Source organism: Leucobacter ruminantium (assembly GCF_017565705.1).
Classification (GTDB): Bacteria; Actinomycetota; Actinomycetes; order Actinomycetales; family Microbacteriaceae; genus Leucobacter; species Leucobacter ruminantium.
Genome location: NZ_JAGDYL010000005.1, coordinates 154,617 through 166,817, shown reverse-complemented (window position 1 = coordinate 166,817; position 12,201 = coordinate 154,617). Strand labels below are relative to the sequence as shown.

Below are 12,201 nucleotides of genomic sequence, written 5' to 3'. Positions count from 1 at the left end.
GTGAAGGTTCTGAACGTCAACGGACTTACTATGTGCGATAGTAAACTATCTCGCATAGTAAACCCTCCGAGTTCCATGCGAATCGATCCAGACTGGTGATCCGAGGGGCGGAAAGGGGTACTGCGCCGTGATGGACTGCCTGCAGGAGACCACCCACCCTGCACCCCCGACGAGACCGGCTGCAGCGGATCAGCGCTCCCCGAAAGTGCGCCGCGCGCAGCGAGGGCTGACCGGGTTCGGTGTCGTGCTCCTCGCAGCTGGCGCGGTGCTCCTCACCGCGCTCCTCATCGCACCGAACGAGGTCGAGCGCACGTATGGCACGATCAAGACCGAGGTCACGAAGACCGTCGCCGGGGTGAGGGAGGACGTCTTCGGCGAACTGCCGACCGTCACACTCGGCAGAACCGGGGATGTCGCGGAACTCGACAGCTGCGACGGCACGTTCACCCACATGACCTCCTACGACGAATCCCGCGTCCCACCGGTCTGGGCCGCACACAACGGCTGCCAAGGCGACGTGCTCTTGCCCTGGGAGATCGGCCAGCACATCCGCATGACCGACAGCGACCAGGTGTACGAAGTCATCGACATCCGCCACACCCCGCAGGTCTGGGCGACGATCGACGACCTCGAAGGCCTCGACGGCGATCTCGCCCTGCAGACCTGCTTCTACGGCGAGGACAAGATGAAGTTCGTCGGCCTGCGACCGGTCGAAGAAGGGTGACGTGAAGGCCGCAGGGCAGCCCTTTACGCACACCCAGACTGGCGTAGCGATCCCCGCCGACGTGTGCGGGGTGAGTCCGCGCTGCAGGATAGAGGCCCGCCGCCCGTCCGGATCGTCCGAGACGGGCGGGCGGGCCGCTCTGCGCCTCAGCGGGCCTGCTGGAAGGCCTGCTCGAGGTCGGCGATAAGGTCATCGGTGTGCTCGAGGCCGACCGACAGGCGGATGAGTCCGGGGGCAACTCCGGTCTCGGCGAGCTGCTCCGGGGTGAGCTGGGAGTGCGTGGTCGAGGCGGGGTGGATGATGAGCGAGCGCACGTCGCCGATGTTCGCGAGGTGGCTGAACAGCTCGACGTGGTTCACCACCGAGATGCCGGCCTCAAGCCCGCCGGCGATCTCGAAGGACAGCACCGCCCCGACACCGTCGGGCAGCACCTGGCCGGCGCGCTCGTGCCACGGCGAGGACGTCAGCCCGGCGTAGTGCACGCGCTCGACCTGCGGGTGCGCTTCGAGCCACTCCGCGACGACCTGCGTGTTCGCAACGTGCTGCCGCATGCGCACGGACAGGGTTTCGACGCCCTGGAGCAGCTGCCAGGCGCTCTGCGGCGCGATCGCGGGCCCCAGGTCGCGCAGCAGCTGCACGCGGGCCTTCATGATGAACGCGAGCGACTCCCCGAACGCCTCGGTGTGCGTGACGCCGTGGTAGGAGTCGTCGGGCGTGGTGAGGCCGGGGAACTTGTCCGCGTGCCGCGTCCAGGGGAACACCCCGCCGTCGACGAGGACGCCGCCGAGCACGGCGCCGTGCCCGCCGAGGAACTTCGTCACCGAGTGGATCACGAGATCCGCGCCGTGCTCGAGCGGACGGTACAGGTACGGCGTCGCGATCGTGTTGTCGACGATGAACGGGACGCCCGCCTCATGCGCGACCCCGGCGATCCCCTCGGTGTCGAGGACCGCGGTGGTCGGGTTGCCGATCGACTCGGCGAAGAACAGCTTGGTGTTCGGGCGGACCGCCCGCCGCCACTCATCGAGGTCGTCCTGATCGGTGATGAACGTCGTCTCAATGCCGAGCTTCGCGAAGGTGTGGGCGAAGAGGTTGTACGTGCCGCCGTAGATGCCCGACGCCGACACGATGTGATCGCCGGCGCCGGCGACGTTGAGCACCGCGATCATCTCCGCCGACTGGCCGCTGGCGAGCGCGAGCGCCGCGCTGCCGCCCTCCAGCGCGGCGATGCGATCCTCGAGCACCGCAGTTGTCGGGTTCATCATGCGCGTGTAGATGTTTCCCGGCACCGACAGGGAGAACCGGTCAGCCGCCTGCTTCGCGTCGTCGAAGACGTAGGAGGTCGTCTGATAGATCGGGGTGATCCGCGACTGGGTGACCGGGTCGACCTCGGCCCCGGCGTGGATCTGCGCGGTCTCGAACCGCCACTTCGGCTGCGTCATCTGCTGTCCTCTCTGTTGCGCCGCGGGCGCCCCGCGGCGATCTGATCACCGGACACGAGCCCGGTCGACTGGGATGTCGGCTACTCCTCGAGCGCCGGTGCTTTCGCGCGCTGCCTGCTCATGCGTACGAAGAGCAGCACTCCTCCGCTGATGACCACCGCGCCGAGCAACACCCACAGATCCGACGCCTTCCCGGTCGCGCCGAGCACCGTGCCCTCGAGCCGCACCTGATCGGTGGCGCCGAGGATCCCGCCGAGCGAAGTGGTGCCGTGCGTGGCGAGAAGGAACACGCCGATCGCGATCGTGAGCACGCCGCCGATCACCCCGGTCCAGGTGTTGCGCCACGGCCCGATCCTGATCTCGCGCGGTCGCACGAGCCTTTTCACTGCGGGGATCCGCCCCCAGAGCAGCGCGAGGATCAGCAACGGCAGCGCCATGCCCGCGGCGAAGACCAGCAGCACGAGGCCGCCGTAGACCGCGTTGCCGCCCATCGCGGCGTAGGTGAGGACGGCACCGAGCAGCGGTCCCGCGCACACGCCCGCGAGCCCGTGGACCGTACCGAGGGCGTACACCGACACCCCGGAGGTGCCGTCAAGACCCGATGCCCCACGCAAGCGGAAGAACGGGAGATTCAGCAGCATGATCGCGCCGAGCACGATCACAACGATCGAAGCGACCGTGACGAAGACGAAGCGGTGCTCGTTGATGAACGCGCCGAGCGTGCCGGCGAGCATGCCGAGCGGCACGAGCGTGGTAATGAGGCCCAGGTAGAAGATCCCGGTGCGGGAGACGACCTGCCTGGGTGTGGTGAAGGCGTAGGAGAAGAACGCCGGGAGCAGCATGACCGAGCACGGGCTCAGCAGCGTGAGGACGCCGCCGAGCAGCGCGCCGAGCAGTCCGATGCTCACTGCCCGGCCTCGGCGAGCGCGCCGTCGAGGAACTCGCGGAACGTCTCGATCGGCTGCGCACCGGAGATCGCCTGTCCGCCTGCGACGAAGAAGGGCACCCCGCTCACGCCGAGCTGCTGGGCCTGCGCGGTGTTCGTCTCGACGGCTTTCCGCAGCTCGGGCTCGTCGAGGTCCTGCTCGAAGCGGTCGAGGTCGGGAATCCCGGCCGTCTTCGCGAAGCCGATGAGCTTGTCGCGTGGCATATCCGGGTGCCCGTCCTCCGGGGCCGCTTCGTACACGGTGTGCAGGTACTCGAAGTACATGCCCTGGTTGCCGGCGGCGCGGGCCGCGATCGCGGCGTCGGTCGACTCGTCGCCGAAGTAGGACACGTCGTTGACCTCGATGCGCACCTTGCCGGTGTCCACGTACTCCTCGACGATCGCCGGGAGCGTGTCGCGGTTGAACACGGCGCAGAACGGGCAGCGCAGATCGGTCCACTCGCTGAGCACGATGGGCGCGTCCGGATCACCGAGCGCCATCGGATCCTCCGGGTCGTTCCGCACATACGCCGCGTCGTCGGGACCTTGCTGCTCCATCTCCGGGATCGACTCCGCGGCCGTCTTCGCCCCCTGGTTCGTGGACTGCGCGAACAGGGCGATGCCCAGGAACACGCTCACGGCGAGGAGGATGAAGGTCACGATCCTCAGTCGACGGTACTTCTGCAGGGGGACGGTGGAAGATGCGGGCGCGGCCATCGCCCTAGGATACAAGAAGAATCCTACGGCTTGGTGTCCAGCGTTCAGCCGTCCGCTCTCGTCCGGATTCGGATCAGTGCGAGGTCGAGCATCGGCGTCGGACGGCCGAGCGCCTGCGCCTGCAGGGCGAGATCCCCGAGGATGTGCTCGGCTTCGGAAGGGTGTCCCGCCTCGATGTCGCGGTAGAGCGAGGAGGTGAGCGTCGATTCCGGCTCGGTGAGGATGCCGTGAGCCTGAGCGTGCCCGGTCACCGACGGCGCGTAGCCGGCGGCTTCTGCGACCCCTTCCAGGTTCTCGAGCGTCTCCACGATCCGGTCGTGACCGCCGGCGGCGATGATCCTCCCGATCGGCCCGCCGAACAGGCAGGTGACGGCCCCGAGCGCGGCGATGAACACCCACTTCTCCCACAGCACCCGCATGATGTCGGCGCTCACGGTGAGCTCGATGCCGGGCACGTCGAGCACCCGGCCGATCACTTCCACGGCCGCCAAGTCGGAGAGGTTCTCCGACTCCATCGCGCCGATCGCGATCGAGGCGGATTCCTCCATCTGGCGCACCGCGTCGCCATCGAGCGTCGCGACGATTTTCGCGCTCCCGCCGATCACCTGCCCGGGGAACTCCTCCTCGAGCCTCCGCATGTGGGCCATGCCGTTCAGGATCGGCAGGATCCGAGTGCCCGCGTCGATGTGCTCCCGCAGATCGGTGATGGCGTGTTCCAGGGCGCCGGCCTTCACCGCGACGAGGACCAGGTCGAACGGCGCGGCTTTCTCCCCTGCGATGAGCGTCTGCACCAGTAGGGTGCGTTCGCCGCTCGGGGCGATGAGTCGCAGGCCGTCTTGCCGGAGCGCCGCGGCGCGTCTTCCCCTCACGAGATAGGTAACATCGCGCCCGGCTTCTTGCAGGAGCGTCCCGAACGCGCCGCCGGTCGCCCCCGCGCCGACGATGAGGATCCGCATGTTCATTCCTCTCCCACCGCACCCCGGGACGCGCCCGGATGAAGTTCACGACCGACGCGGCGTCATCGGCCCGCCGCGCTGCCCGACCACTACAAGACGATTCGCGCGATGCGAGGATCCGACCTGGCATTTAGGATACAAACCGAATCCCAGATTCGGTTGCTCGCCGACCGCCGGGCGGCACTTTCGCAATCCGCAATCCAACATGGATACTAGTTGCATCTGCAATCGACGCTCGAGCGAGAGAGGTGCCCCGATCCATGGCGCATGAACCCGAATCCGCGGCCGTCCGCGCGTACGAGCACATCCGCGACGGCATCATCGAGGGGCGCTACGAGACCGGCGAGATGCTCGGGGAATCGGGGCTCGCCGCCGAACTGTCGATGAGTCGCACACCCATTCGCGCGGCGCTCGTCCGGTTGCAGGAGGAGCAGTGGATCACGGTCTACCCTAAGCGGGGCGCGCTCGTGAAGGGTCTCAGCGATCGCGCGATCTCGGACCTCTCCGACACCCGCTACATCCTCGAATCCGCCGCCGTGCAGCGCGCGGACGGCTCGCAGATCGCCGCACTCACCGCGATGCTCACGGAGCAGATCGCCGAGCAGCAGGCCGCACTCGAGGCCCAGGACGTGCACCGCTTTGTCGACCTGACCACGGCCTTCCACCGCTCGTTCGTCGAGGTCTGCGGCAACCAGGTGCTCCTCGAGCTCAGCGACCGCCTCGCCGACCGGCAGCGCTACATGCTATTCAAACTCGAGGCACGACTGCTCGAGCAGTGCCAACTCATCCTGGACGAGCACCGCGAACTCGTCCACTCTCTGCAGGCCGGTGACCCCGCTAGATTCGCGGAGAGCCTGCGGAAGCACATCAACGATGTGCACACCGAACGGGTCGCGCCGCTTTCGAAGTTACCTTGAGGGCCTCCGGCCATCCCGCAACTCATCCCACCCGCATACCGGCCAGCCGCTTATCCCAGCTGGCGGCATGGTGCCCTCTTTCTCACAGATAGACAACAGCATCTTCCTCGTCGCGCACAATCTATGTATCAGCACCAGCGCCGTTCCGCCTCGTTCTGGACCTGACCACCCTCGTCGAGTGCAGTGCCCACGGCGGGTCACGGCAGGAGACGGTACGGGCGACCACCTCGCGCCACATGAGTAGTCCAGGAGAATAAATAACGGACGGCATCACACTCGTGCTCTCCCGCCCCGTCTTGTGCTGCGGCGCCCGCAAGCCAGCACGGCTGCTCGTTGAGCGACTCGGAGGCTATAGCGGAGCGCACCTTCCGGCACTGGAAACACTCAGGTGCCAGCGTCTGCCAGAAAGCGCTCACGTCACCGTTCTGGCCTTCAGAGGGAACACTGCTTCCGAGCCCGAAGCTGTCCTGGACTTCGCACGCTTTCTCTGCACAGCGACTCGATCGACACAAGCGGTGGAGGCTACTCGGGTGCTCAACGGCCGAGATGTCTGACGTGGTGGAGCGGCTGCTCATTCGAGGCCTTGTTCGCGACGATACGCGCGCGGTGATAGACCGTGCTCTTGGTGGAATACCGCGCGGGCGTGGGGAGGTGACCATCCCACGATGCGGGCGGCTTCGTCGAGTGGGAGGCGGGTGTGGGCGACGAGCTCCTCGAAGCGGGCGAGTCTTATGCGCCGGAGGTAGGCGAGAGGCGAGAGACCGGTTTCGACCTGAAAGGCTCGACGGAAGGTTGCCTGGGACATCGAGACCGTTTGCGCTATCTCGCTGATCAAGAGATTCTCTCTGAATCGCAGGTGCATGAGGCGTACAGCTTCCTGGACCTCGTCACGGATCCACCGTCGACTGCCCAGGATGGCGACCCGACCGGAGAGTTTCGGGGCAATGAGCCCCTCGATCGCCCAGATGAGTTTTGCGGCCGCGGGGATCAGAATCGAGCGGGCTTCGCTCTGTCGCGAGGCGAGTTCGATAAAAAGCTGATGCAGGCGGTCAAGCTGTGTTTGATCGGGGCGAAGGACCAGCGGTTGCCGGCCGGGCGGCGTGAGCGCGCGATAGGTTGTACCGTGACCCCGAGCGCTCAGCGGGCGATTCCACCGGACCTGATCGACAAGGAACTCCGGATGCACGAAGAGAATATGTGCCGTCATCATCGAGTGAGGCAGCCCGCCGCAGGCGAGCCCCGGCGGGAAGATCAGGAGATCTCCTGCAGCCGCTTGGAAGGGTTGAAAGTCACCGACGAAGAGACAGGACCCCACGGTGAGCAGCATTGTCTTGAAGTTCGGAGATCGTTGAGGAGTGACACCGCTCAAAATGGAGGCCTCGAGGCAGAGGACAGGATCCGCGAGGTCGGTGAATGGTTCGTATGTGAGACTCACGGCTACCGCGCTACCCTCAACGAGCTCATCGCTCTTGCCGTGAAGCAAGATCTGCATCTGACCAGAATGAGGTTGGCGCTGTTTAGTCGTGAGCGGTCGCGCTGCCCTCTCATAGAATCGCCTCCTCCGCCGACTGCTCGCCACCCGACGCGTAGATCATTTTCAACTTACTCCCAGTTTCATATGCAACCTGGGCCGCTGCGACCGGGCCTTAACTAACCCATGAGTTGGCATCCGTTCACAGCGTCCGGCCCAGGGCCTCGTGCTCGACATCTTGCGCCTCCGGAGCGAGAGCGACGCTGGTATCGACCGTTTCTCTCACCGCGGCCCCCTGAGCTCGGGAGAGTGCGCGGGCGGCACGAGCGTAGCCGATCCTGTCGTAGGTGCCTCGCGGCCGGGGGCCGAGAGGGTGCTGGCCGCCCCAACCGCGCCGGTCACGGTAGGCTGCGACCGTGACCGCGCATCGCACCCACGTTCCTCGCTGCCTTTCGGGTGGCGGTTCTCCCAGAGCTCGAATCCAGTCGGCCTGTTGCGCGAGTGCTGCATCGACGAGTGCGTGCGCCCGGCTCTCGATGAACTCCTCTCGCTCTGTCAGGCCACGCTGCATGTCCGGGTCGGTGATCCCTTCGGCTCTCGGGATCAGACCGACGATGAGGCTGCGATCGACGGAACGGGTCGATCCGGTGCGGGAGGCAGTCGCGCCTTGGACGCGAGCTCGGATGACGGCTCCGAGGTCTTCTGCGTCGTGCAGCGGGCGCTCGGCGATGAGGAGCGGCACCATTGTTTCGGGGCGGTAGCCGTAGGCGTCCGCGCGGCGCAGCTCTGCCGCGAGCGGTCCGAAGCTGTCACCCTCCACGATATCGTCGACCTGTTGGCGGGTCAGCCCGGACTTCGCGAGGAGCCTGATCCAGCGTGCTTCTTGTGCCACTTGGGCGATCGTGTCGTACTCGGCGGCGACCTGAGCGATCGTGCTCCACCGCTCCTGCTCGAGCTCGATCGTCTCGTGCGCGGATTTTTCGGCGCCTGCATGTCGTAGGATTCCGGCAAGGATCTTCTCCATCGAGACTTCCTCGGGTGGCCGGTGCTGGTGTTCCTCGAGGAAGAACTGGTCGGTCGCGATGTACATGCGGTTCTCGTCACGGCCACGGGTCATCGCCACGTAGAGGGCTTCTCGGGTCATCTGGTTCGAGTGGACGATCGCGTGTGCGGTGTCCACGGTCGATCCTTGGGCGCGGTGGGCGGTGAGGCTGTAGGCGAGCTCAAGATGCTCCTCGACGTAGGCGGCCGGGAGGCGGATCATGCCACGGCGCCTTCCTGCGCGGTTGACGGTGAGCGACCCGTCTCGGTGGGCGGTGACCACTTCCCAGACGTCGCCGTTCTTGACCCAGGAGAGACCGGCGCGCAGGCGGCGGTCGTTCTTCCTGGTGATGACGAGGTCACCGTCTGAGGCTTCGGTTCCGTCGTGGAGAGCGAGGCCGCGGTCTCCGCGCACGAGTCCTGCGGTGATGCGGTCCATGCGAGCTCGCTGGTTGAGGGCGGTGACGGCTTCTTCGGTCTCGGCGATCATGAGCGAGGTGCGGCCAGCAAGGGTGTCGCGCAGCCAGGCGGCGTAGGCCGCGTCGAGCATCGACTCGTAGCCGCCCTGGATGATCCGCTGATGCTGTTTGTAGGTCTGGATCGCGGAGAGCTGCCCGGTGCGCAACGCGAGGGTGGCGAAGGGCTCCCACGAGTGGGTGAAGCGGTGGATCGCGATCAGCTGCGCCGCCGATGCCCCCAGGTGCCTCGCGATCAGCCCGAAAGCTCCGGAGGCATCCACGGCGTCCATCTGCGCCGGATCGCCGACCACGAGGACCTTCGCGCCGACAGCATGCGCGTGCGCGGTGATGCGATCCAGTGTGTGCGTGCCGACCATGCTCGCCTCGTCGACGATGACCAGCTGGCCCGGTTCGAAGTCCCATCGGCAGTTCGCGTGCTCCCACACCCACTTCGCCGTGTTCTCCGCCCGTGATCGCAACTCCGCGGCGAGCACTTCCGCTGCGGCTGACGAGGGGGCGAGCGCGACGACGGAGCCGCGGCCGTGTTCGGCTTCCCAGGCGCGCCGGAGCGCCACCATCGTCGTGGTCTTCCCCGTGCCCGCTGGCCCTACGACGACATCTAGCACCCGCCCCGACAGTGCGACGCGGGTGACCGCGTCCGCCTGGTCAGGTGTGAGGTGGTGGCCCGAGGAGGTCGGCCGGGCCACCGCTCGTTCGGCATGGCGCAGGCTCACTGTCGGGGCGTTGAGGATCCCGGTGAGCGCGAGCAGCCGGTCCTCCGCGTCGAGGACCGCGGTCGATGAGAACAGGTTCCCGTATTTCGGACGGAACACTGAGGTGCCGTCGCGGCGTTGGAACTGGGCAGGACTGTGGGTGAGCTCGGGCGGGGAAAGCTGCAGCGAGGCCCGCTCGGCGGCGTCGACGATCAGGCCGGTGACCGCTTCCCGGTCCACGATCGAGGCGAAGCGAATGTCCATGAGCTGTCGTGCGGCCTCGGCGTAGAGATTCCATCGTCGCCAGGTCGACCGTTTATCGCCGACGATCTCGACGACGGTCTGGGCGACCTGGTCGATGGCGTCCAGTGGGACCTCATCGGCCCGGAGCAGCACTGGCACGCCGTTGGCGCCGTCCCGCAACAAGGCCGTCGCCCATTTCGGGGCGTCCGTCCCGAGCACCCGTGAGGCCCGAGTGCGCCATTGATCGGTAAGCTCGGCCAGGGAGTGCTTCTCTTTGTCGGGCCTGGTGCGCAGCGTCGCTTCCGCGCGTAGCCGGATGATGGTGCGCCGCGAGGGCGAGCGCCCGTGGCGATCACAGTAGTCCTCGATGAGACGATCGGTCTCCCGCTCGATGTCATGCGATCGCGAGGAGAACTCCTGGATGAGTTCATCGTCGACTCCAACGATCTCGTAGGCGGGGTTGCGTCGCTCGCCGCGCTCGCGCCGTTCCCATCGCACCCCGAGGTCGCGTACCAGGTGGTCGGCGAGCACGGCGTTGTAGTGCTCCGACAAAGCGACGACGGCGTGATGGATCGGGCGCCCGTCCAGGGTGCGCCACTTCTGGTCCTGCACCGCCTGCACCCGGTTCGCGATCACCACGTGCGTGTGCAGCTGAGGGTCTGACGAGCGGCTGTCGAAATGATCGTAAGCGGCCGCGACGACGCCCATCACCTCGACCTGGGCTACGGACCCGGCACCGGCGTCCGCGCCGATGCGGGTCATCGCGACATCGCGCTCGAGGAGATCGAGGACCTCACGGATCGCCTCGTGATGCGCGCGGACGATCTGGGCTTGCGTCCCACCGTCGGCGACCGCCCAGAGCGCCGACACAGACTTTGGTACGGAGAACGTATGGTCGAATGCCGCGACCGGACTCCGAGCGTCTCTCGTGCGCTCTTCCTCGACGATATTGCTCGCTGCTTCGGCTCGTTCCCCGGTGGACATCGTGCTGGGCAGTGTGTTCACGCGATGTTCGATGCGCTCTTCGAGGCTCCGGTACCTCGGCCAAGGCCGACCGAGTGGCTTCCCGGTAATGGGATCGCACGCCTGCCCGACCAGCAGCTTCAGTTGCTCCTCGGTGACGACGTCGCCATCATTGATCGACCCGTCACCGAGACCAGCAAGGCCTGAGCCCATCCATTCACCAGGAGGTGTGCCGGCCTGCGAGTAGTAGCGGGTGAGGGGCTCGGTGAAGTCGCGATCACCATCACCGACGACGACGGAGTTCAGCAGGTACGCGACCCCCTGTCCCGCAGACATCACCCGCATCGACATCGTCATACGAGTCATGTGCCGTTTGCTTGACACGAGGTCTCACGCTTTCAGTCGACGTCAGTCCTTGCCCCGCCAAGTATCTCCGCTCTCAGGGAAGAACCCCTATGGAAGTCCAGCGTCGAGGCACTCGGGTAGGTTTCTGGCTGAACACGCATTCAGGGGCGGTGAACTCTGGCCCGAATGGGTCGTCGCATTCCCTCGCCCGGCACCGGAACAAGTTTTTCTTGGCGGGCAACGGGTCTGACGACAGCCTCTGCACTCGTCGCGATGAGATCGTCAGGCTTGACGTCGAAGATGTCGCAGAGGGCTGCAAGTAGCCGAAGCGACAAGCGCACAGGCGGTGTGGTGATAGTGCGGTGCACCTGCGCTACGGAGAGGTGTACCCCTCGTTCGGCGAGGAGCGGGAGGAGTGCTCTCGCCGTCGTGATGCCGTGTTCCGTCATGCGCTCTCGCAGATGCCACCCGTAGGTGACGCGTCTGCGCTGAATCATCCTCACGGCTTCCATCCATTGCGCAGTCCCGCGACGATCGGCATGATCCCGCCAGCTCGCGGCTTCGTGCTGCAATGATATCGGCTCGCTCACGCCGTGCGCGGTGCTGTGGCAGGACGCGTCCATCATGAGCACGGTTGCTGGGGTACATGAGAGGGCACCTGATGCGAGGTGCGCTGCGGTGCACGAGAGCAGTGCGCCCGGTCGGATCTTTCACGCTCGCAAGTCGCATCAGATGCGATTCGTCATCGTCTAGCGGCGATCATGCACTATTCACCGCGGGATTCGTTCCAGCCCGAACGGACGCGCCTCGACGCATGCGCAGCGTCATGGAGTGACTACATCGGCGCCCGCGGCTGAGGACGTCTCAGCAGGATGACGTCGGGGCGCCTGTTTGTATGGTCTGCGGGTCGAGGGCTGCGGAGAGCATCGAGAGCACGTCGGGCACGATGGCGTAGTAGGCCCATTTGCCGCGCTGTTCGCGGGTGACCAGGCCGGCGTCGACGAGCTGCTTCATGTGATGCGAGACCGTCGGCTGGGAGAGCCCGACCGGTTCGGTCAGGTCGCACACGCAGGCTTCCCCGCCGGATTGCGCCGCGATCATCGACAGCAGCCGGACGCGGGTCGGATCACCGAGGGCCTTGAACATCCGCGCCAACTGCTGCGCGTCCTCAACCGCGAGTACCCCGCCGGTGACTGGAGCACAGCACCCACCCGCATCAGCGTTGATCAGCGGCAGTGAAGTCGTCATGGCTCTGATCCTACGCCACGTATTGACAACTGTCGATA

10 protein-coding genes are annotated in these 12,201 nt (G+C 66.2%); 2 read left to right on the top strand and 8 right to left on the bottom strand.

Features of this window, described 5'->3' with window-relative positions; translation table 11 throughout:
* Positions 1-127: 127 nt before the first annotated feature.
* Positions 128-724: a hypothetical protein gene (locus J4H91_RS04120; RefSeq protein ID WP_208044984.1), complete on the top strand. Its 597-nt coding sequence runs from the start codon at positions 128-130 to the stop codon at positions 722-724.
* A gap of 146 nt (positions 725-870) precedes the next feature.
* Here J4H91_RS04120 and J4H91_RS04115 read toward each other — a convergent pair whose 3' ends face one another.
* The 4 genes from J4H91_RS04115 to J4H91_RS04100 form a co-directional block, all read right to left on the bottom strand.
* Positions 871-2,166 carry a bifunctional o-acetylhomoserine/o-acetylserine sulfhydrylase gene (locus J4H91_RS04115; RefSeq protein WP_208044983.1) on the bottom strand — a complete coding sequence of 432 codons (1,296 nt, stop codon included), beginning with the start codon at positions 2,164-2,166 and terminating at the stop codon, positions 871-873.
* Between the two features lie 80 nt (positions 2,167-2,246).
* Positions 2,247-3,074: a cytochrome c biogenesis protein CcdA gene (locus J4H91_RS04110; protein WP_208044982.1), complete on the bottom strand. Its 828-nt coding sequence runs from the start codon at positions 3,072-3,074 to the stop codon at positions 2,247-2,249.
* The gene (locus tag J4H91_RS04105; protein ID WP_341783436.1) at positions 3,071-3,751 is read right to left on the bottom strand and encodes a DsbA family protein; all 681 of its coding nucleotides are present in this window, start codon (positions 3,749-3,751) and stop codon (positions 3,071-3,073) included. Before J4H91_RS04105 ends, J4H91_RS04110 begins: the two co-directional genes overlap by 4 nt.
* Before the next feature lie 101 nt (positions 3,752-3,852).
* Complete coding sequence (locus tag J4H91_RS04100) at positions 3,853-4,764, bottom strand: ketopantoate reductase family protein (protein ID WP_208044980.1); 912 nt, start codon at positions 4,762-4,764, stop codon at positions 3,853-3,855.
* A gap of 260 nt (positions 4,765-5,024) precedes the next feature.
* Between J4H91_RS04100 and J4H91_RS04095 the strand changes: the two genes are divergently transcribed.
* Positions 5,025-5,681, top strand: coding sequence for a GntR family transcriptional regulator (locus J4H91_RS04095; RefSeq protein ID WP_208044979.1), 657 nt, complete (start codon positions 5,025-5,027; stop codon positions 5,679-5,681).
* Positions 5,682-6,252: 571 nt separating this feature from the next.
* Here the strand turns inward: J4H91_RS04095 and J4H91_RS04090 are convergent.
* The 4 genes from J4H91_RS04090 to J4H91_RS04075 form a co-directional block, all read right to left on the bottom strand.
* A complete protein-coding gene (locus tag J4H91_RS04090; protein ID WP_208044978.1) occupies positions 6,253-7,173 on the bottom strand; it encodes an AraC family transcriptional regulator in 921 nt (306 codons plus the stop codon).
* 181 nt (positions 7,174-7,354) lie between these two features.
* Positions 7,355-10,936: a MobF family relaxase gene (gene mobF, locus J4H91_RS04085; protein ID WP_243752596.1), complete on the bottom strand. Its 3,582-nt coding sequence runs from the start codon at positions 10,934-10,936 to the stop codon at positions 7,355-7,357.
* A 140-nt stretch (positions 10,937-11,076) separates the two neighbouring features.
* Positions 11,077-11,412, bottom strand: coding sequence for a helix-turn-helix domain-containing protein (locus J4H91_RS15960; RefSeq protein WP_424960825.1), 336 nt, complete (start codon positions 11,410-11,412; stop codon positions 11,077-11,079).
* 367 nt (positions 11,413-11,779) lie between these two features.
* Entirely contained in the window at positions 11,780-12,163 is a 384-nt protein-coding gene (locus tag J4H91_RS04075; protein ID WP_208044976.1) for an ArsR/SmtB family transcription factor, read from the bottom strand.
* Positions 12,164-12,201: the final 38 nt, after the last annotated feature.